Annotated in this window: 17 protein-coding genes and 1 riboswitch; of the genes, 11 read left to right on the top strand and 6 right to left on the bottom strand. The window is 59.6% G+C overall.

The annotated features are described in order from the left end of the window. Positions 1 to 67: 67 nt before the first annotated feature. The 3 genes from QDI87_RS07225 to QDI87_RS07215 all read right to left on the bottom strand — a co-directional run bounded on the left by QDI87_RS07225 (position 68) and on the right by QDI87_RS07215 (position 4,676). Positions 68 to 1,414 (bottom strand): NAD(P)/FAD-dependent oxidoreductase, encoded by a 1,347-nt coding sequence (locus QDI87_RS07225; RefSeq protein ID WP_036378492.1) that lies wholly within the window; start codon positions 1,412 to 1,414, stop codon positions 68 to 70. 712 nt (positions 1,415 to 2,126) lie between these two features. After that, positions 2,127 to 3,275, bottom strand: a complete 1,149-nt coding sequence (locus QDI87_RS07220) for a hypothetical protein (protein ID WP_278742729.1) — start codon at positions 3,273 to 3,275, stop codon at positions 2,127 to 2,129. Positions 3,276 to 3,500: 225 nt separating this feature from the next. Next, positions 3,501 to 4,676 carry a phosphoribosylaminoimidazolecarboxamide formyltransferase gene (locus tag QDI87_RS07215; RefSeq protein WP_055160458.1) on the bottom strand — a complete coding sequence of 392 codons (1,176 nt, stop codon included), beginning with the start codon at positions 4,674 to 4,676 and terminating at the stop codon, positions 3,501 to 3,503. Positions 4,677 to 4,722: 46 nt separating this feature from the next. Then, positions 4,723 to 4,799, bottom strand: a riboswitch (ZMP/ZTP riboswitch). 177 nt (positions 4,800 to 4,976) lie between these two features. On the opposite strand from QDI87_RS07215, the gene pfkA reads away from it, so the two are divergent. Next, the gene (gene pfkA / locus QDI87_RS07210; RefSeq protein ID WP_036378495.1) at positions 4,977 to 5,939 is read left to right on the top strand and encodes a 6-phosphofructokinase; all 963 of its coding nucleotides are present in this window, start codon (positions 4,977 to 4,979) and stop codon (positions 5,937 to 5,939) included. A gap of 630 nt (positions 5,940 to 6,569) precedes the next feature. Here pfkA and QDI87_RS07205 read toward each other — a convergent pair. Together QDI87_RS07205 and QDI87_RS07200 are read right to left on the bottom strand one after the other, a co-directional pair. Beyond that, positions 6,570 to 8,948 carry a homocysteine S-methyltransferase family protein gene (locus QDI87_RS07205; protein WP_278742727.1) on the bottom strand — a complete coding sequence of 793 codons (2,379 nt, stop codon included), beginning with the start codon at positions 8,946 to 8,948 and terminating at the stop codon, positions 6,570 to 6,572. Positions 8,949 to 9,058: 110 nt separating this feature from the next. Further along, entirely contained in the window at positions 9,059 to 9,742 is a 684-nt protein-coding gene (locus QDI87_RS07200) for a vitamin B12 dependent-methionine synthase activation domain-containing protein (protein ID WP_036378497.1), read from the bottom strand. 245 nt (positions 9,743 to 9,987) lie between these two features. Here QDI87_RS07200 and QDI87_RS07195 point away from each other — a divergent pair, with 245 nt between their 5' ends. The 7 genes from QDI87_RS07195 (at position 9,988) to QDI87_RS07165 (ending at position 18,951) form a co-directional block, all read left to right on the top strand. Then, the gene (locus QDI87_RS07195) at positions 9,988 to 10,755 is read left to right on the top strand and encodes a ParA family protein (protein WP_172674663.1); all 768 of its coding nucleotides are present in this window, start codon (positions 9,988 to 9,990) and stop codon (positions 10,753 to 10,755) included. Then, positions 10,745 to 11,683: a ParB/RepB/Spo0J family partition protein gene (locus tag QDI87_RS07190; RefSeq protein ID WP_278742724.1), complete on the top strand. Its 939-nt coding sequence runs from the start codon at positions 10,745 to 10,747 to the stop codon at positions 11,681 to 11,683. Before QDI87_RS07195 ends, QDI87_RS07190 begins: the two co-directional genes overlap by 11 nt. A gap of 72 nt (positions 11,684 to 11,755) precedes the next feature. Then, positions 11,756 to 12,271, top strand: coding sequence for a DUF4446 family protein (locus QDI87_RS07185; RefSeq protein ID WP_055160445.1), 516 nt, complete (start codon positions 11,756 to 11,758; stop codon positions 12,269 to 12,271). 160 nt (positions 12,272 to 12,431) lie between these two features. Continuing rightward, on the top strand, positions 12,432 to 13,556 hold the full coding sequence (locus QDI87_RS07180) for a M23 family metallopeptidase (RefSeq protein WP_278742722.1): 1,125 nt from the start codon (positions 12,432 to 12,434) through the stop codon (positions 13,554 to 13,556). A 314-nt stretch (positions 13,557 to 13,870) separates the two neighbouring features. Next, entirely contained in the window at positions 13,871 to 14,977 is a 1,107-nt protein-coding gene (locus QDI87_RS07175) for a glutamate synthase (RefSeq protein ID WP_278742719.1), read from the top strand. Next, positions 14,965 to 16,596 carry a glutamate synthase-related protein gene (locus QDI87_RS07170; RefSeq protein WP_278742717.1) on the top strand — a complete coding sequence of 544 codons (1,632 nt, stop codon included), beginning with the start codon at positions 14,965 to 14,967 and terminating at the stop codon, positions 16,594 to 16,596. The genes QDI87_RS07175 and QDI87_RS07170 overlap by 13 nt, the downstream gene beginning before the upstream one ends. An 18-nt stretch (positions 16,597 to 16,614) precedes the next feature. After that, a complete protein-coding gene (locus QDI87_RS07165) occupies positions 16,615 to 18,951 on the top strand; it encodes an FAD-dependent oxidoreductase (protein WP_278742715.1) in 2,337 nt (778 codons plus the stop codon). A gap of 82 nt (positions 18,952 to 19,033) precedes the next feature. Here the strand turns inward: QDI87_RS07165 and QDI87_RS07160 are convergent, their stop codons facing one another. Further along, a complete protein-coding gene (locus tag QDI87_RS07160) occupies positions 19,034 to 20,491 on the bottom strand; it encodes an MATE family efflux transporter (RefSeq protein ID WP_278742712.1) in 1,458 nt (485 codons plus the stop codon). 81 nt (positions 20,492 to 20,572) lie between these two features. On the opposite strand from QDI87_RS07160, the gene QDI87_RS07155 reads away from it, so the two are divergent. From QDI87_RS07155 to QDI87_RS07145, 3 genes are all read left to right on the top strand, one after another. Continuing rightward, positions 20,573 to 21,433 (top strand): MerR family transcriptional regulator, encoded by an 861-nt coding sequence (locus QDI87_RS07155; RefSeq protein ID WP_278742710.1) that lies wholly within the window; start codon positions 20,573 to 20,575, stop codon positions 21,431 to 21,433. A gap of 8 nt (positions 21,434 to 21,441) precedes the next feature. Next, the gene (locus QDI87_RS07150) at positions 21,442 to 22,302 is read left to right on the top strand and encodes a LysR family transcriptional regulator (protein WP_055160436.1); all 861 of its coding nucleotides are present in this window, start codon (positions 21,442 to 21,444) and stop codon (positions 22,300 to 22,302) included. A 120-nt stretch (positions 22,303 to 22,422) separates the two neighbouring features. Beyond that, positions 22,423 to 22,716, top strand: a complete 294-nt coding sequence (locus QDI87_RS07145; protein WP_055160434.1) for a CbtA family protein — start codon at positions 22,423 to 22,425, stop codon at positions 22,714 to 22,716. Positions 22,717 to 22,764: the final 48 nt, after the last annotated feature.

Genomic DNA, 22,764 nt, shown 5'->3' with positions numbered 1-22,764 from the left:
ATCCCTCCTATATATCTGGATTGAAAAGTAAATCTTCTTTATGTAAAAGCCTTGGGCTTTACATGCACTACGACGCTTGTTTCTCGGCTCCGGCATCTTTTGCTTCCGGAGCATTCTTTATGGATTCAGGCAGGCCTTGCAATTCAGGACGTGTGATCAGGCGGCCAAGGCGTGTCCCGGAAAGATAATTGAAAATCCATTTAAACGTGACGGAGATATTGGCATGGAACCCCGCTTTCGTGAGCAGATGAATCCAGAGCCAGGCCGACCAGGCGAGAAAGCCGCGGCAGCGCAGGGGGCCTGCTTCCATGACGGCTTCACTGTTGCCGATGATGGCCATGACGCCCTTGCTCTTGTAATGGAGATGTTCCATCTCTTCCCCGCGTACATCGTGCAGGATGTTCTTGGCCGCGAGCTCTCCTTCCGCCAGTGCAACAGGCGCAAGGGTCGGCAGAGGACGCTGTTCGCCGGGCGGCGTGTAGCTTGAGCAGTCTCCGATGGCAAAGACATCCTGCATGCCCGGGACGCGGATCGTATCATCGATGAGCAGACGCTTGCCGCGGTCTTTTTCGCAGGCAAAGCTGCTGAGACAGTCCACAGGGCGTACACCTGCCGACCAGACAACTGTTTTCGTCTGGAGCGTGGAGCACGGCGCATCTTTTGGAGCATGCATCGGACGGTAGAAGAGCGTCTCTCCGTCATAGCCCGTCACGAGCATGGAGCACTGTACGTCAATGCGCTTTTTCTGCAGGACTTTGAGCGTCTCGGTACGGAGCTTTTCGGACATCATGCCGAGCACGCATGCGTCGGCGCCAATCAGATGGATGCTGACTTCGTCAAAGTCAATATAATGAAACTCTTTCTGCAGGACATCGTAAACGAGTTCGGATACACCACCGGCACCTTCCACACCAATCGGGCCTGCGCCGACAAAGACAAAGGTCAGCAGAGCCTTGCGCTTTTCCGGGTCTGTCTCAGCAGACGCTTCTTCAAAGACACTTAAAAGATGGCTGCGGATGCGGATTGCATCCTGCAGGGTCTTCAATGGGAATGCGTTGCGTTCTACTTCTTCATTGCCGAAGAAATTTGGCGTCGAGCCAAGAGCGATGATGAGATAGTCGTAGGGAACATCCCCGTGACTCGTCTTGACGATTTTTTCGTTTGGCTGGATGCCGCGGACTTCTGCTAAAAGGAAATCAACATTATTCGCTTTTTTGAAGAAACCGCGAATGGGGTAGACGACCTCATCCGTCGAGAGCATCGATGTCGCTACCTGATAAAGGAGCGGCTGGAAGACCTGGTAGTTGTTGTGATCGATGATCAGCACATCTACCGGCTGGTTGGCCAGTTTCTGCGCCGCTTTGATGCCGCCGATTCCCCCGCCGAGGATGACGACACGTGGCCGTTCTTTCATGTCCGATCCCGCCTTTCCGTTCAAGGATGAAGAGAATACGCTTGTGTAGAGGAAAACCCAAAAACATCTGTGTGACGTTCATCACATTTTGATATTCACTTCATTTCAATATCTATTATCATTTAAGTATATTATACACTTATTTTTCAGAAATATAAAATACTAAAAATTTATGATATATAGCATATTGATATTCTTTATCATGAATCATATTGTGTAGTGTATTTCGAGAAATCGTCACCTGCATCTATCCCTATATACTGTATTCGGTTTTCTATGTTATACTAGCTGCGTTGCTGCCTCTATGCCGGAAACGGAAAGGAGGTCTGCTTCATGAGCATGGACGTTTTCTTGATGTCCGTTCTTGCTGGTGTCGTATCGTGTGCCATTTGGTACGGCATTCAGAAATGGTTAGAGCGGTAGCAGCAATACGTTCTAGCCTCTATGCAGCCAGCTTAGTTTATCTGAGCTGGCTGTTTTATTGCGCAAAAAAAGACCCTAGGGGTGTGCCACCCTAGGGCCTTCGTCTACTTCCATAGACGTTTTCTTGATCATCTTTAGTATATCATACTACGGAATCAGATGCAATGTTCTAGAGAGATGTGTATGTGTCAAGCTTTTCTCGGTGAAAAATTTGCCCTTCAGTAAAGATGTGGTTTTAGCAGGCTTCCAAATCTGTAAATGGCTGATATTTATAGTAAAGGGCAGGGCATCAAGGGTTTTCCAGATTTCCGTCGTGGTAGAGGAAGTCAAGGTAGGGGATGGCGGGGAGATATTCCGTTCTGGCGGGGATCCAGCTGTCGGTGTAGAGGATATCGGCCTCTTCGAGGACTTTGCGCTGTGGGTCGTAGCGGACGGCGAAACTCGGGAAGAGCAGGTTGGCGAGGCCGTCCTCGGTATCGGCCAGCGAGCAGTAGAGCATGCCATCGATGCGCTTCATGTTGAGCTTATCGGTGTAGAGCGGCGGGTCGAGCAGAGGGATTGGGCCCCAGCCCGGCTGCTTGAGATGAGCGTACTCGGGCAGCTGCAGCTGCTTGCAGACCAGGCGGCGATAGTAGTCGTCAGTGGAATAGGTAGCAATCGGCAGCATGGTCGTGCGCGCGTTTTTGAACTTCAACTCGACGGTCTGGAACGGTTTCTCGGTGATCTTTGTGATCTTGTAGATGCGTTCGGTATTATCCGGATAGGAGGGCTCGACGTGGAACGCATAGAGCTGATCATCGTCCACGGCTCTTGTGAACCGGTTGTAGCGGATCAGGCCCGTCGCCTTGTCGTAGTTCACGCTGTCGACATCGTAGCCTACGTCACAGACCTTCTTGAGCAGGGAGCTGTTTTGGGCAAATTTCTGGAAGTAAGCCGTGCCGTATGGCAGCTCGCCTGCCTTGCCCTGGCTGTGCTTGAGGCCTTCGATGACGGCCTTGAGCTCCCTGTTCTCGCCCTCGATGTTGATCTGCTGGATGGCCTGGTTGAGGTCGACCTGGTCGAGCTGGATGTAGGCCGTCAGATGGCAGGTGACGAGCGTGTAGCCGTCGTTTGTCTTGCTCATCGCATACGACTCGTTCTGGACGGCGAGGATGTTGCCAGAGATGGATTGAATCTCATCTTCAGTAAGAACCTGATTGTGTGTCTTGGAATAACTCTGGACAAAGACGCCGGCCTTTTCGGTTGCCAGGCGCAGGGCGTCCTTGTGCGCTTCTTCGCGGGCCTTCTTGAGCCCTGCCTCCGAGATGTCATCCGTCAGATAGCTGCCCGTCACCTCGACAGTCTCGATATGGGCATTGCCGTGCCATTCGGCATAGGCAGGCGCTGCTGCTACGAGCACGGGCACCATGGCCAGTGCTCCAAATTTCTGAAAAACCATACAATCGCCTCATTTCTCATCGCGCAGGTTACGGCATGTGTTGCCGCAGTACACGCATATATTCTACTCCCTATTGTAGCGCAAGTGGGGGCAATGGTAAAAGACTTATTCGAATTTTGCATATCGCTCAGCTCTGGCTCATGGCGACAAAAATCCCGGCGCATAAAAGAGCCCCGGCCTGCTGGACCGGGGCTCGTGTTCTTCTCGTGAAATATCCGTGAAATATCAGTGATGGAACAGGCGGATGTGCGTCATGGCCATGGTCATGTTGTATTTGTCGGCCGTCTCGATGACGTTGTCGTCGCGGATGGAGCCGCCGGTCTGGGCGACGTAGGTCACGCCGCTCTTGTGGGCGCGCTCGATGTTGTCGCCGAACGGGAAGAAGGCGTCGGAGCCGAGGGAGACGCCAGTCTCTTTCTGGAGCCAGGCCTTCTTCTCTTCACGCGTGAAGACGGGCGGTTTCTCGGTGAAGACGCGCTTCCAGTCGTCCGTCTCCAGGAGGTCTTCCCACTCTTCGCCGATGTAGACATCGATGGCGTTGTCGCGGTCTGGGCGGCGGACTTCCGGCTTGAACGGCAGGTTGAGGACCTGCGGGCTCTGGCGCAGGAACCAGTTGTCGGCCTTCGTGCCGGCGAGGCGCGTGCAGTGGACGCGGCTCTGCTGGCCGGCGCCGATGCCGATGGCCTGGCCGTCCTTCGTGTAGCAGACGGAGTTGGACTGCGTGTACTTCAGCGTGATCAGGGCAATCAGTAGGTCGCGCTTTGCACTCTCTGGCAGGTCGTGGTTCTTCGTCACGATGTCCTTGAGGCAGTCTTCCGTGATGGCGACGTTGTTGCGCTTCTGCTCGAAGGTGATGCCGAAGACCTGCTTGCGCTCGAGCTCTTCCGGCTGATAGGAAGGATCCATCTGCAGGATCAGGTACGTGCCCTTGCGCTTCGATTTGAGGATCTCGAGTGCTTCCGGCGAATACGCGGGTGCGATGATGCCGTCGGAGACCTCGCGCTTGAGGAAGGAAGCCGTCTGGGCATCGCACTCATCCGAAAGGGCGACGAAATCGCCGTAGGAGCTCATGCGGTCGGCGCCGCGCGCGCGGATGTAAGCCGTGGCAATCGGGGAGAGCTCTACGCCTTCGACGAAGTAGACTTTCTCGAGGACGGGGGAGAGGGGAACGGCGACGGCAGCACCGGCCGGGCTGACGTGCTTGAAAGAAGCGGCAGCCGGAAGGCCGGTGGCTTCGCGCAGCTCGCGGACGAGCTGCCAGCTGTTCATCGCGTCGAGCAGGTTGATGTAGCCCGGGCGGCCGTTGAGGACGGTGAACGGCAGCTCAGCCTCATTCTCCATGAAGACGCGGGCTGGCTTCTGGTTCGGGTTGCATCCGTATTTGAGTTCCAGTTCTTTCATTTTGCGATTCCTTCCTTTTCACATACAAAAAAGCCGACACAAATCCAGGCTGTGCCCAGACGGTCGGCTCTTCTTCCCTGTGCTCCCTGTGGTCATCCACTTCCGTCAGTTGCACAGCATCTAGTTAAAATCTACCATTATGAGGGCATTTTGTCAAGGTCTGTCCTGGTCCGAAAAAATAACCGTCATCCCTGTTTTCTTCGGACTTTTTATGGTATGATTAAGGATGATAAATGTCATTCTATGATTTTGATTCAGTCAATTATGCTAGCAATTCTCAATTCAAGGGGGACTTCCATTATGTTGAAAAGTATTGCAGTCTTGACGAGCGGCGGCGACAGCCCAGGCATGAACGCAGCAGCTCGCGCTGTCGTCCGCACGGCTCTGTACGAGGGTGTCAAGGTATGGGGCATCCGCGGCGGCTATCACGGTCTGCTGGAAGAGGATATGTTTGAGATGAAGTCCAGGGACGTCAGTGATATCATCCAGCGCGGTGGTACGTTCCTCGGCACGGCACGCTGCAAACGCTGGAAGACGCCGGAAGGCCGCATGATGGGCTACAAGCACCTGACGGACCGCGGCATCGAGGGTCTCTGCGTCATCGGCGGTGACGGCTCCCTGCGCGGCGCTTCGCTGCTCTCGAAGGAGACGGGTATCCCTATCGTCGGCCTGCCGGGCACGATCGATAACGATGTCTGGGGCTCTGACTACACGATTGGCTGCGATACGGCTGCGAATACGATCATCGATGCAATCAACAAGCTGCGCGATACGGCTTCGGCCCATCGCCGCGTCATCGTCCTCGAGGTCATGGGCCGCAACTGCGGCTGGCTCGCTCTCGTCTCGGGCATCTCGGGCGGCGCGGAGTACATCCTCGTGCCGGAAGAGGAGTACAACCTCGATGAGATCTGCGACAACATGACGGAAGCCTACAAGAAGGGCAAGCGCTACATCCTCGTCGTCGTGGCAGAGGGTGCTGGCAGCGGCCAGGAGATTGGCCAGTACATCGCGGAGAAGACGCAGCTCGACACGCGCGTCTCGGTTCTTGGGCACATCCAGCGCGGTGGTTCGCCGTCGGTCATCGACCGCGTCCGCGCCAGCCAGCTCGGCGAGCAGGCTGCTCTCGCACTGATCTCGGGCCTGTCGGACATCGTCTTCGGCTACAGCAAGGGCCGTGTTGTCTCGATCGACCTGCACGATGCAGTCAACAACAAGAAGATCCTCGATCCGGACTACCTGCATCTCGCAAAGGTATTGTTCTGATCCGCATTTTTCCAAAACGGCAAAAGCCCGTTTCCTCATCGACGATGGGGAAACGGGCTTTTTTGATGCAGAGAATATGGCGACGGGTGAGCAGGGCTGCACAACGCTTCGCTGTGGCACGCTGCTGAATCGATTTTTTCCCTTTTAAGGCAGCCTGATGAAAGAGCTAAACGCGCTTCGCTTGGACGACGCTCTTTCGTCAGGATTCTGGTGGGGAAAAAATCGATTCTTGACGCAACCTGCCAACGCTGCGCTTTTGCGCAGCCCTGCTTGCCCGAAGGTGTTGTCTGGCAACCTTGCTCACTCAAGGGGACTACCGTGAACAATGGGGACCTTAGCATGCGAGCTTGGCTTGCCTAGTAGGCGGGGGCAGGTTTTTATCTTCAGGAGCGCAGCGAAGGTGCAGGAAGTAACTTCAGGAGGGGAAAGACATTTCGCCTGCAGGAGCGCAGCGATAGCCCGCAGGGCTGAGCCCTGATAATTTTGAGCATAGAGCTGCAATGTGAGACGCCGCGGCAGGCGGCGAGGTAACATTGAAAGGATATCGTACCATAGGGCTCATTTAGCGGAGCGACGAAGCCGAAATACAGTCCCCCTCCGCCGGTATATATTGCGAGGAACCCGTAATCTTTACTCTACACCAACGATCTGCTTGGCTAATTTCACCGCCTTGACGCCATCGGCTGCATAGGCGTCGGCACCGCAGCTGTCGGCGTAGTCCTGGGTGACGGCGGCGCCGCCGATCATGACTTTGGCGCGGGCGCCGGCCGCTTGGAGCTTGTCGATGACCTTGTCGATCTGCGGCATGGTCGTCGTCATCAGGGCGGCGAGGCCGACGACATCGGCATCCTGCTGGATGGCTGTCTCGACAATGGTGTCGGCCTCGACATCCTTGCCGAGATCGATGACCTTGAAGCCGGAGTTGGCGAGCAGAGCGCCGGTGATGTTCTTGCCGAGGTCGTGGACGTCGCCCTTGACGGTCGCGATGACGAAGGTGCCCTTATCGGCCTCTGCGCTCGCGGGGATGAGTTCCTTGAGCTTGTCGAAGGCTGCGCGCATTGTCTCGGCTGAGAGGAGTACCTGAGGCAGGAACATGCGGCCGGAGCCGAAGTCCTCGCCGATCTCGGTCATGGCGGCTGTCAGGCCCTTCTCGGTGATCTCGTTGCCCGTCTTGCCTTCCTGCAAGGCCTGGACGACGAGGCCGACGATGATGTCCTTCTCGCCCTCGATGACGGCCTGCTTGATGGCATCGAGGATCGGCAGGTCGGTCGTCTTCATGACGGCCGCCTTCTTCGGCACGGCGAGGTTTGACTCGTCCTGGCTGAAGGCGAGGCCGCAGGGGTCGTCGCCTAGAAGCGCGGCGCTGGCCTTGAGGGCTTTCTGCATCGACTCGTCGTACGGGTTCATGATCGGGGCGTCGAGGCCGGCCGCGAGGCACATGGTGAAGAAGGTGCTGTTGATCAGCGGGCGGTTTGGCAGGCCGAACGAGATGTTCGAGAGGCCCATCGTCGAGGGATAGCCGAGGTGCTGGCGGTAGAGCTGCAAGGTCTTGAGTACCTCGCGGCAGGCGTTCTTGTCGGCGGAGACGGTCATGACGAGGGCGTCAAGCAGGAAGTCGCCGTCATCGAGGCCGGCTTTCTTGGCGTTATCGATGATATAGGTAATCGCTTTCAGGCGCTCGGCGGCCGTCTTGGGTACGCCGTCTTCGGTGATCGGCAGGCAGAGGATGGCGGCACCGTACTTCTTGGCGAGCGGCAGGAAGTCGCGGATGCGGTCGTTTTCTGCGGAGACGGAGTTGATGAGGGCGCGGCCCGGATAGGCGCGCAGGCCGGCTTCGAGTGCGGCAGGATCGCTCGTGTCGATGGCGAGCGGGGCGTCGGTGAGCTGGGCAATCTCGGTCACGGCCTGGCTCATGGCCTTAACGGCGTCGATGCCGGCCACGCCCATGTTGACGTCGAGCAGCTCAGCGCCGGCCTTGACCTGATTGACGGCCTCTTTCTTGACGGAGAGCAGGGAGCCTTCGCGTATCTCGGCGGCGAGCTTCTTGCGGCCCGTCGGGTTGATGCGCTCGCCTATGAGGACGGTCGGCAGATCCTTGTCGATGCAGACGGACTTGCTGCGGCTGGCGAGCCAGAGGCGCTTCGGCAGTGGCTCGCGCACAGGCTCAGCCTTTCCTTCGAGCGCTTCGCGCAGCGCGCGGATGTGCGCTGGCGTCGTGCCGCAGCAGCCGCCGAGGTAGGTGGCGCCGGCGGCGAGGAGCTTCGGGCCCCAGCTGCCGAAGTCCTCTGGGCCCATCGGGAAGTGTGTCACGCCGTCGACGAGCTGCGGCATGCCGGCATTCGGCTGGACGCTGATGGGGCAGTCGCAGTTTTCGGCGAGCGTCTTGACGATGGGCACGAGCTGCTCCGGTCCGAGCGAGCAGTTGACGCCGATGATGTCGGCGCCCATGTGGGAGAGGATGATGGCGGCCGACTGCGGATCGGTGCCAGTGACTGTGCGGCCGTCGTCGCTGTAGGTCAGCTGGCAGATGACAGGGATCCCGGGTGCGATATCCTTGGCGGCGAGCAGCGCGGCGCGCATCTCCTGGATGTCGATGCAAGTCTCGATGATGAAGTAGTCGACGCCGGCCTTAGCGAGAGCGGAGGCCTGTTCGAGGAAGCAGGCATAGGCGTCCTCAAAGCCGAGGTCGCCGAGCGGGCTGATGAAGCGTCCCGTCGGGCCCATGGAGCCGGCGACCTTGGCGCGCGTGCCGGCTGCTTCCTTTGCAATCCGGACGGCCGCCATATTGAGCTCTGCCACGCGCTCTTCGAGGCCGTAGTGGTCGAGCTTGAGGCGGCTCGCGCCGAAGGTATTTGTCTCGATGATGGTCGCGCCGGCCTCGATGTATGCTTCGTGGATGTGCCGGACGACTTCTGGATGGTCAATGTTCATGAGTTCGGGGCAGCCGCCCGGTTCCAGGCCGCCGGCCTGCAGCATTGTGCCCATGGCACCGTCAAAGATATGGATCATAGCCAGTTCCTCCAGAGTTGTTTTTGATGATCGTGATGATGGATTGCAGATTCTATTGACATAGTAATGCAATATGAATTCTATGTCAATAATTTTTAACACGGCTCATTTTACTGGACCGCCTTGCGGGAGGGGCAGTCGAGCTTGTCGCAGGCGGCGCAGCCGTTAGGGGAGTGCGCCGCTTCTCCTGAGCCCTTGACTTCCTTATATAGGCCGATGATGGCCGTGACGCTCTTGCGCGGCACGAGCATCTTCGATTCAGACAGCGTGATGCCGATGCTCTCGCATTTCGTCACGCGAATGAGCTCGGGCTGCTGCTCGAGTGGCCAGTCGCCGTAGCCAGGGCTGAAGCGCCAGCGCATGCCGTAGCCCTGCGCGGCCATTTTCGGCTTGATGGCCTTTTCCATGCCGTCGGCCAGCTGCTCGACAGCCGTGGTCGCGGCCGCATCGAGCAGGACGCTGCTTGCATATTCGCCGTCGGCAAAGCGCTTCGTGACCATATCCTCGATGGCATCGCCGACGGTGACGGCGAGCAGGATGACCTTGTCGCAGCCGGCGAGGTGCTTGCCAATCTTCGTACCTTCGATATGGAAGGGCGGGTCGGCCTTCACGATCTGGCCCTCACAGTCGTAGTCGTAGAGCTGCCAGATGCCGCGCGGCTCGGCGAGCAGGCGCGCATCCTGGCAGGCGTCCTCAATGAGCCGCTCGTCGAAGTCCTTGGCGCGCATGAGCCCTGCGTAGCGTCGTGTCTCCTTGGGGTCAATCCGGAGCAGGGGGGCGTTGTAGACGGGCATAGGGATTCCTCCTCGTAAATTTTTTAAATGTTTCACGTGAAACAATAGCATTTTCGCGATTTCTATATTATGATATAGGGTATACAGCGCGGAGGAGCCGTGACGGATTGCAGAGGCTCCTGTCGCACAGATGTTACAATGTAACAATTATACTGATTCTGCGGCGTTTTTACAAGGAAAGTTGTGTACTTGTTTCTTATTGCGGGACAGAATGGTATGGGAAATCAAAGAAAGTGGTGAAATCCGTGGCAAAGGCAAAGATCATTGCAGTGGCCAATCAGAAGGGCGGCGTCGGCAAGACGACGACATCGGTGAATCTCGCAGCGTGTCTGGCGGCAAAGGAGCAGAAGGTCCTGCTCGTCGACTGTGACCCACAGGGCAACGCATCGAGCGGTTATGGCATCGACAAATCGGCGCTTGCGACGACCATCTATCAGGTCATCATCAACAGCACGCCCGTGCAGGAGGCTATCGTCAAGACGGAGTTCGGCGTCGATGTGCTGCCGGCCAATATCGAATTGGCCGGTGCTGAGGTCGAGCTCGTCGCGGCCATCTCGCGCGAGACGCGCCTCAAGCGCGCGCTCGAGCCGGTCGAGCAGGAGTACGACTACATCCTCATCGACTGCCCGCCGTCGCTCGGCCTCTTGACGCTCAACTCGCTGGCCGCGGCGGATTCCGTGCTCATGCCGATCCAGTGCGAGTTCTACGCGCTCGAGGGCGTCTCGCAGCTCATGAACACGATTGAGCTCGTGCGAACGAATCTCAATCCACATCTCGAGGTCGAGGGTGTGCTCATGACGATGTACGATGGGCGCACGCGCCTCGCGGAGCAGGTCGTCGCCGAGGTCCGCGAGAACTTCGGCGAGCTCGTCTACGAGACGATGATCCCGCGCACGGTGCGCCTCAGCGAGGCGCCGTCGTACGGCGAGCCCATCCTCTACTACGACAAGCGCTCCAAGGGCACGGATACCTACATGAAGCTGGCAGAAGAGGTGATGGCACATGGCAAGTAAGGGACACGGCGGTCTCGGCAAGGGCCTCGGCGCGCTCTTGAAGAACCGCGAGATCACGCCGGCCAAGGACCAGGTCCAGGAGATTGCGGCCAGCGAGATCCAGGCCAACCGCTATCAGCCGCGCCAGAGCTTCGATGAAGAGGCGCTCGAGGATCTCAGCGAGTCCATCCGCCAGTACGGCATCCTGCAACCTCTGATCGTCCGGCGCCTGCCTGGGAAGGGCTACGAGCTCATCGCCGGTGAGCGCCGCCTGCGGGCTGCCCGCAAAGCGGGGCTTGAAAAAGTACCGGCACTTGTGAGAGAATATAACGACGCAGAGATCAGCGAGATCGCCCTGATCGAGAACATCCAACGCGAGAACCTCAACATCATCGAAGAGGCAGAGGCATACGCCTTCCTCATGAAGAACTTCCAGCTCACGCAGGAGATGCTCGCCAAGAAGGTCGGCCGCAGCCGCCCGCACATCGCCAATTCCCTGCGCCTCCTGGAACTCGTCGAAGAGATCCAGGACAAGCTCGTCGCCGGTGACCTGCTCATGGGCCAGGCAAGACCGCTCCTCGCGCTCAAGGACAAGGCCCTGCAAGTAAGGGCTGCGGAGCATATCCTCGAAGAGCACCTGTCCTCGCGCCAGGCTGAAGAGCTCGTACGCCGCCTGCTCGATGACCCAGCCTATCTCGACGCACGCGAGAGCGGGGCAGAGGCTGAGCCGGAAGAGGTACAGGAAGCACCGCAGGATGCCTTCTATCAGGATGCCGCCGGCCGCCTCAACGAGTACCTCGGCACGAAAGTCCGCATCCGTCCCGGCAAGAAGAAGAGCCGCATCGAGATCGAGTTCTACTCCGAGGATGACCTCGAGCGCCTGCTCGAACTTCTCTCCTCGGGCCGCGCCGATCGCCATGCCAATCCGCCCGATCACTTCTCTGTTTGACCTTGACGTGACTGTTTCACGTGAAACATCGTCGCGTCTCCACGTATCTTATAAAGGAGTATTCAATAGACAATGGACATTCAGGAAATCACGAAATTTGCCCTAAATAACATCATCCCGATTCTCGCCGGGCTCGGCGTCATCGCCGTCATTCTGCTGGCGCTGCTCATCAACCTCTACATGAAGGTCAGCTACATGAAGAAGCGCTACCGCAAGATGATGACGGGGGCGGATGGCGCGAACCTTGAGCGCATGCTCATCGGCCATCTCAACGAGATCCAGGAGGTGTCGGATGAGAACGCCGCCATCAAGCGCGAGAACGAGCGACTCGACAATCTCTTGCAGCTCGCCATCACGCGCGTCGGCGTCGTGCGCTTCCGCGCCTTCGATGATATGGGCAGTGACCTGAGCTATGCCGTTGCACTCCTCGATTCCTACAACGACGGCGTCATCCTCACGAGCATCTTCGGCCGTGAGGATTCGCGCAGCTACGTCAAGCCGGTCGAGAAGGGCCAGTCGACGTACCAGCTGATGCCGGAAGAGCAGCAGGCTCTCGACGAGGCGATGCGCAAGGGCACAACCGCCTGAACCATGAAATAAGCTTTGAATTGCGGTAAATCCTATGCTATAATAGGCGTAAGATTTACCGCATCATTATTTTCCAGTGAATCATCAGTAAGGCAAGGCAGTTTTAATCCAGGGAGCGTATTATTTCCGTGGATTATTTTTTTGTTTGGAGGTTTCATCTTTGGCGAAGAAAGAAGAACAAGAACAGAACGGCACTCCGGCCCCGAAGGCAGGAGTGACCGACAAGACGATGGTGATGGCTCCTGTGGCTGACCCGTCGGATGCGCCTGACTCAAAGGGCGATGCTCCGGCAGCGAAAGAGGAGAAGCCCAAGACCAAGAAGAAGCAGACGATCTACACGATCAAGCTGATCCCCGATGACAACGGTGACACGAAGAGCATCCGCCTGCCGGCGCGCGTGCTCAAGTTCGGCATCGCTTCGGTGGCGGCCGGCGCGCTGCTCTTCGTCGGTGCCTTCAGCTACTCGGTCTACAGCACGTTTGCCAACCAGAATGGCGCTTCGGAGATCCGCGAACTGCGCGAGGTCAACAACATCCAGCAGGAACAGCTCCTGCAGCTCTCCAAGAAGGCCAATGCCCTGCAGGACGAGATCGACCAGCTCACGCAGCTCGAGTCCGACCTGCGCCGCATGTCGGGTGCAGGCCCAGCACAGGATGACGGCTCGGGCGACGGCAGCGGCCTGACGAATGACGGCACGAGCGGCAAGCACGACGGCCAGGGCGGCCCGTACGTGCAGCAGCCGAGTCTCGACAATGTCAGCGAAGCGCTCGACAATGTCGAGAAGGACATCGAGAAGCGCCGCGCCTCGCTCCTCGAGCTGCAGGAGCAGCTCAAGGCACAGCAGGAGTCACTGGGCACGCCGGGGATGGTTTCGCTGCCGGGCTCGCTCGTCGGCAGCACTGTCTCGGTCACGACGCCGACGGGCTGGCCGGCACGCGGTGAGGTCAGCTCGCCGTATGGCCTGCGCTGGAATGGCTCGGACTTCCACCCGGGCATCGACATCGCCAACGACATGGGCACGCCGATCGTCGCGACGGCTGACGGCACGGTCACGACGGCCGGCTGGAATGCGGGCGGCTACGGCAACATGGTCGACATCGACCACGGCAACGGCATCATGACGCGCTACGGCCACGCGATGCAGGTCGTCGTCAGCGCCGGCCAGCACGTGCGCCGCGGCCAGATCATCGCCTACATGGGCAGCACGGGCTTCTCGACGGGCCCGCACGTCCACTACGAGGTCCGCGTCAATGGCCAGACGGTCAACCCGGTCAGCTACCTCTGACAATAGCATGGCGGTCATGACGGGATGATAGGAGCGCTACAGAGGCGCATATTCCGTTCTTACTGACAGGAAATATGGGATGAATCCGCACAGAACGCATTCTTTCGCGTTCTGTGCGGATTTTTTATTTTTAGGAGTAATTTTCGATGATAATCGAGGTAAATGCTACAATAGATAGGGGTATTCATGTATACATGTTAAGTTATGGTTGACATGTCAAGTATACATTTTTATAATAGAAGTTACGTAACACCATATGCATTGTGCGAATACATTTGTGTATTGATTGTATCAGGATAGAAGGAGAGACCGCTATGTGTCGGATAGGTTCCATAAAGAGTAAAGTACCCATTCAGCCCTCCAAGGCACTGCATCTCATGCTTCCGCAGCAGGAAGGCCATGACAACTCAGGCTTCGCGATGGTCATGCAGGATCTGTACGGGATCTTTTCCAATTATAAAGACAAGCCGCTGTTATCGCTCGCCTGCACGCAGCGCGGTGCCCAGCTCGTCGAGGAGTACATGGATACCCACAACTTCGTGCAGCTGGCCGAGTGGATCCCGGTTCCGGACAAACAGCCGGGCCTCGACATCCAGGCTATGCCGTACTACATCTTCCGCAACTACGATTATCCGGAAGATGCAGAGCACATGACGAAAGAGCAGAAGGAAGACCTGCTGCTCGACACGCGCCTGGCTCTGCGCAAGATCCTTGAGAAGGAGGATGCCGGTTACGTCTACTCGTTCTGGCCGGATGTGCTGACGCTCAAGGAGATCGGCGATCCGCGCGACATCGCGACGTACTTCCACCTCTGGGATGACAACGGTTGCCTCGTCGCGAAGTCCATCGTCGCCCAGTGCCGCCAGAACACGAACTACGACATCGTCCGCTATGCGGCGCACCCGTTCTTCCTGCAGGGCTACACGCTCTGCGCGAACGGCGAGAACACCTTCTACACGAAGAACAAGGAGTTCCAGAAATCGCTGCACCGCGGCTACATCGGCTTTGAGTCCGATTCCCAGTGCTTCCTCAACACGCTTCACTACGTCCATCATGAGCTCAAGTGGCCGCTGACGTATTACAAGCACGTCATCACGCCGCTGCCGTTCGAGGAGATCGCAGAGCGCCCGGACAAGGATGTCCTGATCGCCATCCGCCAGAGCCTCGCCAACCTCGAGATCAACGGCCCGAACACGATCATCGGCGTCCTGCCGGACAAGAAGATGATCACCTGCTGTGATTCCAAGAAGCTGCGCCCGGTCGTCGTCGGACGCACGGATGACATGGTGGCCATCTCGTCCGAGGTTTGTGGTCTCAATGAGATCATGCCGGACCGTGACCAGACGAAGGATATCTACCCGAATGAACGCGAAATCGTTGTGATCGACAACGACCTGGAGGTACAGAGATGGAAGCAGTAAAGACTCAAGACGTGGGCGTCAATGATCTGCCCTGGATAATCGAATATCACCCCGAACGCTGCACGATGTGCGGCAGCTGCGTGGCATCCTGCTCCTTCAAGTCCATCAAGGTGGCAGTGCGCGGCCAGTCCCTGACGGTGTCGGAAAAGCCGGTGCCGGAGCCGAAGAAGATCCATCAGGTGCGCCCCGTCATCAAGCAGGTCGCGAGCCTCACGGATTTCTGCCGCGGTTGCGGCATCTGCGAGAAGGTCTGCCCGAATGATGCCATCCGCCCGGTGCGCAACCCGGACACGAGAAAGACCCTGCTCTCGAAGGATCACGGCCCCATCAAGCGCGGCGGCCGCACGAACCTCAATGCGCAGCGCACGCTCGACTCGATCGTCGTCGGCCGCATCTCGCAGATGACGGACCCGTCGCTCGATGCAGCGCGCCACACGTTCGACATCCGCTCGCCGTTCGGCCGCGTGCTCTCGGCCAAGGAACTGCCGTTTGCCATCAAGGACGGCAAGCTTGTCGAGACGAAGCACACGCCGCCTGTGCACTGGATCTACCCGCTGATCTTCTCCGACATGTCCATCGGCGCGCTGTCGACGCGCGCCTGGGAAGCCGTCGCACTCGCTGTCGGTTACCTCAACGAGAAGTGCGGCCTGCCGGTCCGCATGAGCTCCGGTGAGGGCGGCATGCCCGTGAAGCTCCTCGAATCGGACTACCTCAAGTACTTCATCATCCAGATCGCTTCCGGTCACTTCGGCTGGAACCGCATCATCAAGGCCATGCCGCACATGAAGACGGACCCGGCCGGCATCCTCATCAAGATCGGTCAGGGCGCAAAGCCGGGCGACGGCGGTCTGCTGCCGGAGGCAAAAGTCGCCGAGCACGTCCAGGCCATCCGCGGTGTCCCGAAGGCGACGCTCGCTTCGCCGCCGAACCATCAGGGCCTTTACTCCATCGAGGAATCCGTCCAGAAGATGCACCTCTCGATGAATGCGGCCTTCGGCTTCCGCGTGCCGGTCGCCATCAAGTGCGCGGCTTCGGCAACGTCGGTATCCGTCTACAACAACCTGCTGCGCGACCCGTACAAGATCTGCGGCGGCTTCTTCATCGATGGCATCCAGGGCGGCACGGGCGCAGCCAATGAGGTCTCGCTCGACCACACGGGCCATCCTGTCGTCTCGAAGATCCGCGACTGCTATCTCGCAGCCGTCAAGCAGGGCTTGCAGGGCCAGATCCCGCTCTACGGCGGCGGCGGCATCGGCATGACGGGCAACGCTGCAGCCGATGCCTTCAAGATGATGTGCCTCGGCGCCAACGGCGTCTTCGTCGGCAAGATCCTCATCCAGCTCCTGGGCTGCATCGGCAATGAGCAGGGCCGCTGCAATGCCTGCAACACGGGCAAGTGCCCGATGGGCATCTGCTCGCAGGACCCGCGCCTCGTCAAGCGCCTCGATATAGACCGCGGCGCCCAGAAGATCGTCGACTACGTGCTGGCCTTCGATTCTGAGCTCAAGAAGCTCATGGCACCGATCGGCAACAGCTCGCTGCCGATTGGCCGCAGCGACGCGCTCGTCTCCACGGACAAGGCCGTGGCAGACAAGCTTGGCATCCAGTACGTTTGCTGATAGCAGGAGGAGAGCTTAATGTTTAAGATAGATACCATGAAAGGGCATGAACGCATGTCCACCCAGGACCTGCTCCTGGCCATCGGCGAAGCCGTCAAGCAGGGCGAGACGGACTTTGAGATCAAGGCCTCCGGCCAGCACGACATCGGCGGCCCGCTCTGGCATCCGGAAGGCAAGAAGCTGCACTTCCACGTCTGGAACGCCGGCCAGCGCACGGGCTCGATGTGCCTGCCGGGCACGGAGATCGTCATCGAGGAGTCGACGTCGGCAGATGTCGGCTGGCTCAACGCCGGCGGCATCATCACCGTCAAGGGCGATGCCGGTGACACGGCCGGCCACTGCTCGTCGGGCGGCAAGATCTTCATCGGCGGCCGCGGCGGCACGCGCACGGGCTCGCTGATGAAGCACGACCCGCTCTACGAGGAGCCGGAGCTCTGGATCCTCAAGAATGTCGGCTCGTTCTCGTTCGAGTTCATGGGCGGCGGCAAGGCCGTCGTCTGCGGCTACGACAGCGCCGAGTTTGACTCGGTGCTCGGCGAGCGCGCCTGCGTCGGCATGGTCGGCGGCACGGTCTACGTGCGCGGCCCGATCGGTACGCATCCGGCTGACATCATCTGCTCGGCTCTCGACGAGGACGACATTGCCTTCCTCGCGGGCGGCATGGATGAATTCCTCGCGCACATCGAGCGCCCGGAGCTCAAGGCCGAGCTCACGGACTGGAGCCAGTGGCACAAGCTGCGCCCGCTGACGGCTGCTGAGCGCAAGCCGAAACCGGCGCCGGACCTCCATTCCTTCCGCTTGCACGAGTGGGTCAAGGGCGGCATCTTCTCGGATGTCGCACACGACGACTTCGCCGTCCACACGACGATCTCGCACGGCCTCTACCGCCTGCGTGTGCCGAGCTGGGACAATGCAGCGTACGCCGCACCGTGCGAGTTCAACTGCCCGACGGGCATCCCGACGCAGCTGCGCTACAAGTACATCCGCAACGGCGAGCTCGACAAGGCCATCCAGCTCGAACTCGACTACACGCCGTTCCCGGGCTGCGTCTGCGGCTCCGTCTGCCCGAACCCCTGCATGGATGCCTGCACGCGCGGCACGATCGATGAGCCGATCCAGATCGGCGACCTCGGCTACAGCTCCGCCTTTGCGAAGGTAGAGCCGCCGAAGGAGAAGACGGGCAAGAAGATCGGCATCATCGGCGGCGGCGTCGCCGGCCTCTCGACGGCCTGGCAGCTCGCCCGCAAGGGCCACGATGTCACGGTCTACGACGATGCAGATAGCATCGGCGGCAAGCTCGAGCAGGTCATCCCGCGCGGACGCCTCTCGCACGAGCTGCTCGAATTCGAGCTCAAGCGTATCGAGAGCGTCGGCGTCACGTTCGTCGAGGGCTGCAGGGTCGATCGTGAGAAGTTCGACAAGATCCGCGAAGCGAGCGACGCCGTCGTCGTCGCGACGGGCGGCACGAAGACCCGCTTCTTCCCGTGGGAGGGCGTCGAGCATCTGACGATGGGCCTCGAGTACCTCAAGTCCATCAACCGTGGCGAGCACCCGAAGACGGGCAAGAAGGTCGTCGTCATCGGCGCCGGCAACTCCGGCATGGATACGTGCCGCGGCGCCTACGAGATGGGCGCTGAGTCCGTCATCGCAGTCGATGTCCAGAAGCCGGCTGCCTTCGAGAAGGAAATCGCCTACTTCGAGGGCCTCGGCGGCAAAATCGTCTGGCCGTTCTTCACGAGCAAGATCACGCCGGAGGGCGTCTACGGCAATGACGGCCGTTTCATCGAAGCCGACCAGGTCATCGTTTCCATCGGTGAGGAGCCTGTTCTCGACTTCCTGCCGGAGGACGAGGGCATCGAGTACTTCCGCAAGAGCTGGCTCGTGCCGAAGAAAGACCTCTCCATCGCGGACGGCGTCTTCACGGCCGGCGATACGATCAAGCCGGGCCGTCTGACGGATGCCATCGGCAGCGGCCGCAAGGCTGCCTGGTACGTCGACCAGTACGTCATGGGCAAGGAGTACAAGGCATTCCCCGAGAAGAAGCAGGTCCCGGCAGAGCGCCTCTCGAAGGCATACTTCGAGAAGTGCCACCACTGCGAGCTCGGCGACCCGGTCAGCGACTACAAGCGCTGCGTGAGCTGCGGCACCTGCCGCGACTGCAAGATGTGCCTCGAGTCCTGCCCGGAGAAGGCCATCAACCGCATCGAGCACGAGGATGGCACTATCGAGTACACGAGCGACCCGAAGCGCTGCATCGGCTGCGGCATTTGCGCCGGCGTCTGCCCGTGCGGTGTCTGGACGATCAAGGACAATCCGGAAAAGATCCCGATGTACTCTACGGGCGCCAAAGCCTGAGAGTCTGCACATAAAAAAATCAGCCTTTCCGCTTTTCGGCGGGAAGGCTGATTTTTTGTTTCACGTGAAACAACGAGCTGCGTCAGTCGGCGCGATACGATGTTTCACGTGAAACACGCCCTGGTGTGTGATGGCGGTGATGATAGAGCGCTCTGGCGCTGAAGTCGCGCATCCTGGCGACCAGCAGGAAGAGGCCGAAGATCAGGGCTGTGATGTCGGCGGCCGGCACGGCGAGCCAGACGCCGCGCAGTCCGAAGAGGTGCGGCAGGGTCAGAAGGAAGATGACGATGCCGAGCAGGTTGCGCGCGAATGACATCAGGGCCGAGGTGCGGCCATCGGAGATGGCTGTGAAGAAGCCTGAGATGAAGAGGTTGAAGCCGCAGAGCAGGAACGAGAGTGAGAAGAGCAGGAAGCCCTGGTGCGTGAGCTCGTAGACGTGGCCGCCCTGCGGCAGGAACAGAGAGATTAGGGGTCCTGCGAGCAGGCGGGATAGCCCAAATGACAGCAGCGCCCCGCCCGCGATGGCCATCAGGCTGAGGCGCACGAGGCGGCGCAGCTCTCCGAAATCCCTGGCGCCGAAGCGGTAGGAGAAGACGGGAGCGACACCGTTCGTGAAGCCCATGTAGATGGCCGTCAGTAGCATCTCGGCGTAGAGGATGACGGAGATGGCGGCGACGCCGTCGGCACCGGCGTAGCGGAAGGTCAGGATGTTGAACAGGAAAGTCGTGATGCCGACGGAGAGCTGCGTGACGAGCTCCGAGCTGCCGTTGTACATGGCCTGGCCGAGCGCGCGCCACTCGAGCGGCGCCTTAGTGAAGCGGAGCGTCCGGCTGCTGCGCCAGAAGTAGGCGAGGCCGATGACGGCGGAGAGCAGGTCAGCGATGCCCGTCGCAAGGCCGGCGCCGAAGACGCCGAGACCGAGGTGGGCGAGGAAGAGGTAGTCGAGGCCGGCGTTCGTCAGCCCCGCCAGCACAGAGACGCGGAAGCCCTGCATCGGCCGGCCGTCGGCGATGAAGAATGCGTTGAAGAGGATCATCAGCGCGGCAAACGGGAAGAAGGGCAGCAGGGCGTAGAGATAGCTGCGGCAGTCCGCGAGCAGCTCTGGCGAAGCGCCGAGCAGGAAGAGCAGCCCATCTCCTGCGGCAACGGCGAGAATGGCCAGGGCCGAGGCGAGCGCGATGGCAGTCACGGTGATCAGTGTGAAGCGGCGGCGTGCAGCCGCCGTTTTCCCTTCGCCGAGATTCTTGGCGACGAGGGCCGAGCCGCCCGAGGCCAGCATGATCGCGAGGCCGAGCACGAGGTTGATGACGGGGTAGACGATGTTCGAGGCGGCCAGCGCATCGCTGCCGGCGAAGCGGCCGATGAAGATGCCGTCCGTCACCGTGTAGAGTGAGATGATGATCATCATGCCGATGGACGGCGCGGCGAAGCGCAGCAGGCTCCTGAGGGTGAAATGGCGGGCGAGCGGCGATGCCGGCTCTGCCCGCTTCGTTCGCGCAATCTGTGCAGCTTGTCTGTCTTTTGTCGTAGTCGTTGTCATATCTATCAAGATCCTTTCAGAAAAATGTCCTATACTCATGGTAGAGTATACAGTAACTGTAAAGTCAAGGGGGCATGAAGTATGGAAGGCGGTCTCAACTTCCAGACCGGGGAGTTCGCAAAGCTCTGCGGCGTCAACAAGAGGACGCTGCACTACTACGATGAGCAGGGCATCTTCTCGCCCGACCACGTCGGGGAGAACCACTACCGCTACTATTCGGCGCGCCAGCTCTACCCGTTCATTATGATACGGCTGCTGCGCCAGATGGGGCTGGAGCTCTCCGAGATCCAGGACTATATGCGCCACCGCAGCCCCGAGCGTCTGAGCCGCCTGCTGGCCGAGCAGGAAGACTGGCTCGACGCGGAGATCCAGAAGCTGCAGTACATGAAGGAGATCGTGCACAACCAGCGCCAGATGCTCGTGCTCGCCAAGGACATCTGCTGTGACACCATCCGCATCGAGCCGTGGCCAGAGGCCAATCTGATCTGCTCGGGACCGGTCCGGCAGATGATGTTCAAGGAGGACCACGCCGGTATCGAGCGCGCGCTCATGGCGCACATGCGCTACATCATGGAGCACGGTCTGAATTCCGGCCTCGTCTTCGGCGCCATGGTCAGGCGGGCGGATTTCCTCGAAGGCGATGGCCATCTCCTATCGCGCTTCTTCACCGTGACGACGCGCAGCGTGGCAACTGTGCCGCCGGATGTGCTGTTCGTCCGGCCGGCGGGGCGCTACCTCGTCACGTACTTCCGCGGCGACTACATGAAGACAGGCGCCGCCTACGACAGGCTCCGCGACTACCTGCAATCACATCCGGCCTTGCATGCCGGTGCCTATTCGTATGAGGAGAGCATCTTGGAGGACCTCAGCACGGCCGACCCGCGCGGCTACCTGACGCGCGTGGGCATACGGCTGCAGGACGACAGCAAGAGAGAGGAATGAGAACCATTATGGATTTGAAACAATTGCGTTATTTCATGGCGATCGTGGAGGAGCGGCAGATTACGGCTGCCGCGAGGCGGCTGCACATGGCCCAGCCGCCGCTGAGCAATCAGATGAAGCTGCTCGAGGAAGAACTCGGGCTCACGCTCTTTAGCCGCGGCCCGCATCACATCGAGCTGACGGATGCCGGCAGGCTCTTCGCCGCGCGCGCCGAGGAGCTCCTCGAGATGGCCGCGGCGACGAAGCGAGAGCTGCGGGATTTCAAGCAGGGGCTCAGCGGGACGCTGGCCCTCGGCACCGTCTCGTCCTCCGGCGGCATCTTGCTCCAGGAGGGCATGCGCGCCTTCCGGGAGACGTATCCGCGCGTCCAGTTTGAGATCCACGACGGCAATACGTATCAGCTCATCGAGCTGCTGGAAAAGGGGCTCATCGAGATCGCCATCGTGCGCACGCCGTTCAATGCCGCGCATTTCAACTGCAAATACCGGAAGCCGGAGCCCATGATCGTCGCGATGACGGAGGACCTCGACTGGGCCCCGGAGCGGGAATCGATCCGCGTGGAGGAAATGCCGGGAAGGCCGTTGATCCTCTACCGGCGCTTTGAGCAGCTGCTCATGGATACCTTTGCCGCACACGACGTTACGCCCGATGTCGTCTGCCGCAACGACGATGCGCGCACAACGATCCTCTGGGCCAACGCCGGCCTCGGCGTCGCCATCGCGCCGGCCGCTGCCGTGAACCTCGCGGCCCACAACCATCTGCACGTCAAGCGCATTGATGAACCGTCCCTGGAAACGCGACTGGCCGCCATCTGGCCGCGCAGCCGCTACCTCTCGGCTGTCGCCAAGCACTTCCTGCAATCTTTTTGACTGAGTCAATTAATTTAACGGAAATTCAACTTCTATTTAAAGGGAATACAAGACGGTTTGCCTATAATACAAGCATCAAACGAGATACAGACTCGCTCGCAAGAGAGGAGAGAGATCATCATGATGAAATGGAAAAAAGGCATGGCCGCCCTGATGGCCGGTATCATGAGCTTTGGCGTGCTGAGCACGACGTTGGCCGTCCCCGCAGAAGCAGCCTCGCATCACTACGAGGACTCGAATTGGCATTCGCGCCATGACCGCCAGGTCGAGAAGCAGCGCCATGAAGCACATGAGCGCTGGGAGCGCGAGCACCGCCGCACAGAGAAGTCCTCGAAGGGCCACTCGACAGGTGAAGTCACGACGGCCGCCATCCTCGGTGCCGTCGTCGGCGCTGTCATCGCCAAGAATACCTGATGCTTGTGTACCAGGAAATAAATTCGCTCCCGAGGCGTCCAGGAGAAG

It is taken from the genome of Mitsuokella jalaludinii, from assembly GCF_928722185.1.
Classification (GTDB): Bacteria; Bacillota; Negativicutes; order Selenomonadales; family Selenomonadaceae; genus Mitsuokella; species Mitsuokella jalaludinii.
Note: the sequence above shows the minus strand (reverse complement) of the source record. Positions and strands in the feature narration are given on the sequence as shown.

Excerpts from the sequence above, each read along its gene's own strand:
- QDI87_RS07175 (WP_278742719.1), top strand. The coding sequence starts at position 13,871 with ATGTGTCGGATAGGTTCCATAAAGAGTAAAGTACCCATTCAGCCCTCC.
- QDI87_RS07155 (WP_278742710.1), top strand. The coding sequence starts at position 20,573 with ATGGAAGGCGGTCTCAACTTCCAGACCGGGGAGTTCGCAAAGCTCTGC.
- pfkA (WP_036378495.1), top strand. The coding sequence starts at position 4,977 with ATGTTGAAAAGTATTGCAGTCTTGACGAGCGGCGGCGACAGCCCAGGC.
- QDI87_RS07165 (WP_278742715.1), top strand. The coding sequence starts at position 16,615 with ATGTTTAAGATAGATACCATGAAAGGGCATGAACGCATGTCCACCCAG.
- QDI87_RS07145 (WP_055160434.1), top strand. The coding sequence starts at position 22,423 with ATGATGAAATGGAAAAAAGGCATGGCCGCCCTGATGGCCGGTATCATG.
- QDI87_RS07190 (WP_278742724.1), top strand. The coding sequence starts at position 10,745 with ATGGCAAGTAAGGGACACGGCGGTCTCGGCAAGGGCCTCGGCGCGCTC.
- QDI87_RS07205 (WP_278742727.1), bottom strand. The coding sequence starts at position 8,948 with ATGATCCATATCTTTGACGGTGCCATGGGCACAATGCTGCAGGCCGGC.
- QDI87_RS07160 (WP_278742712.1), bottom strand. The coding sequence starts at position 20,491 with ATGACAACGACTACGACAAAAGACAGACAAGCTGCACAGATTGCGCGA.
- QDI87_RS07215 (WP_055160458.1), bottom strand. The coding sequence starts at position 4,676 with ATGAAAGAACTGGAACTCAAATACGGATGCAACCCGAACCAGAAGCCA.
- QDI87_RS07220 (WP_278742729.1), bottom strand. The coding sequence starts at position 3,275 with ATGGTTTTTCAGAAATTTGGAGCACTGGCCATGGTGCCCGTGCTCGTA.
- QDI87_RS07225 (WP_036378492.1), bottom strand. The coding sequence starts at position 1,414 with ATGAAAGAACGGCCACGTGTCGTCATCCTCGGCGGGGGAATCGGCGGC.
- QDI87_RS07150 (WP_055160436.1), top strand. The coding sequence starts at position 21,442 with ATGGATTTGAAACAATTGCGTTATTTCATGGCGATCGTGGAGGAGCGG.
- QDI87_RS07200 (WP_036378497.1), bottom strand. The coding sequence starts at position 9,742 with ATGCCCGTCTACAACGCCCCCCTGCTCCGGATTGACCCCAAGGAGACA.
- QDI87_RS07185 (WP_055160445.1), top strand. The coding sequence starts at position 11,756 with ATGGACATTCAGGAAATCACGAAATTTGCCCTAAATAACATCATCCCG.
- QDI87_RS07170 (WP_278742717.1), top strand. The coding sequence starts at position 14,965 with ATGGAAGCAGTAAAGACTCAAGACGTGGGCGTCAATGATCTGCCCTGG.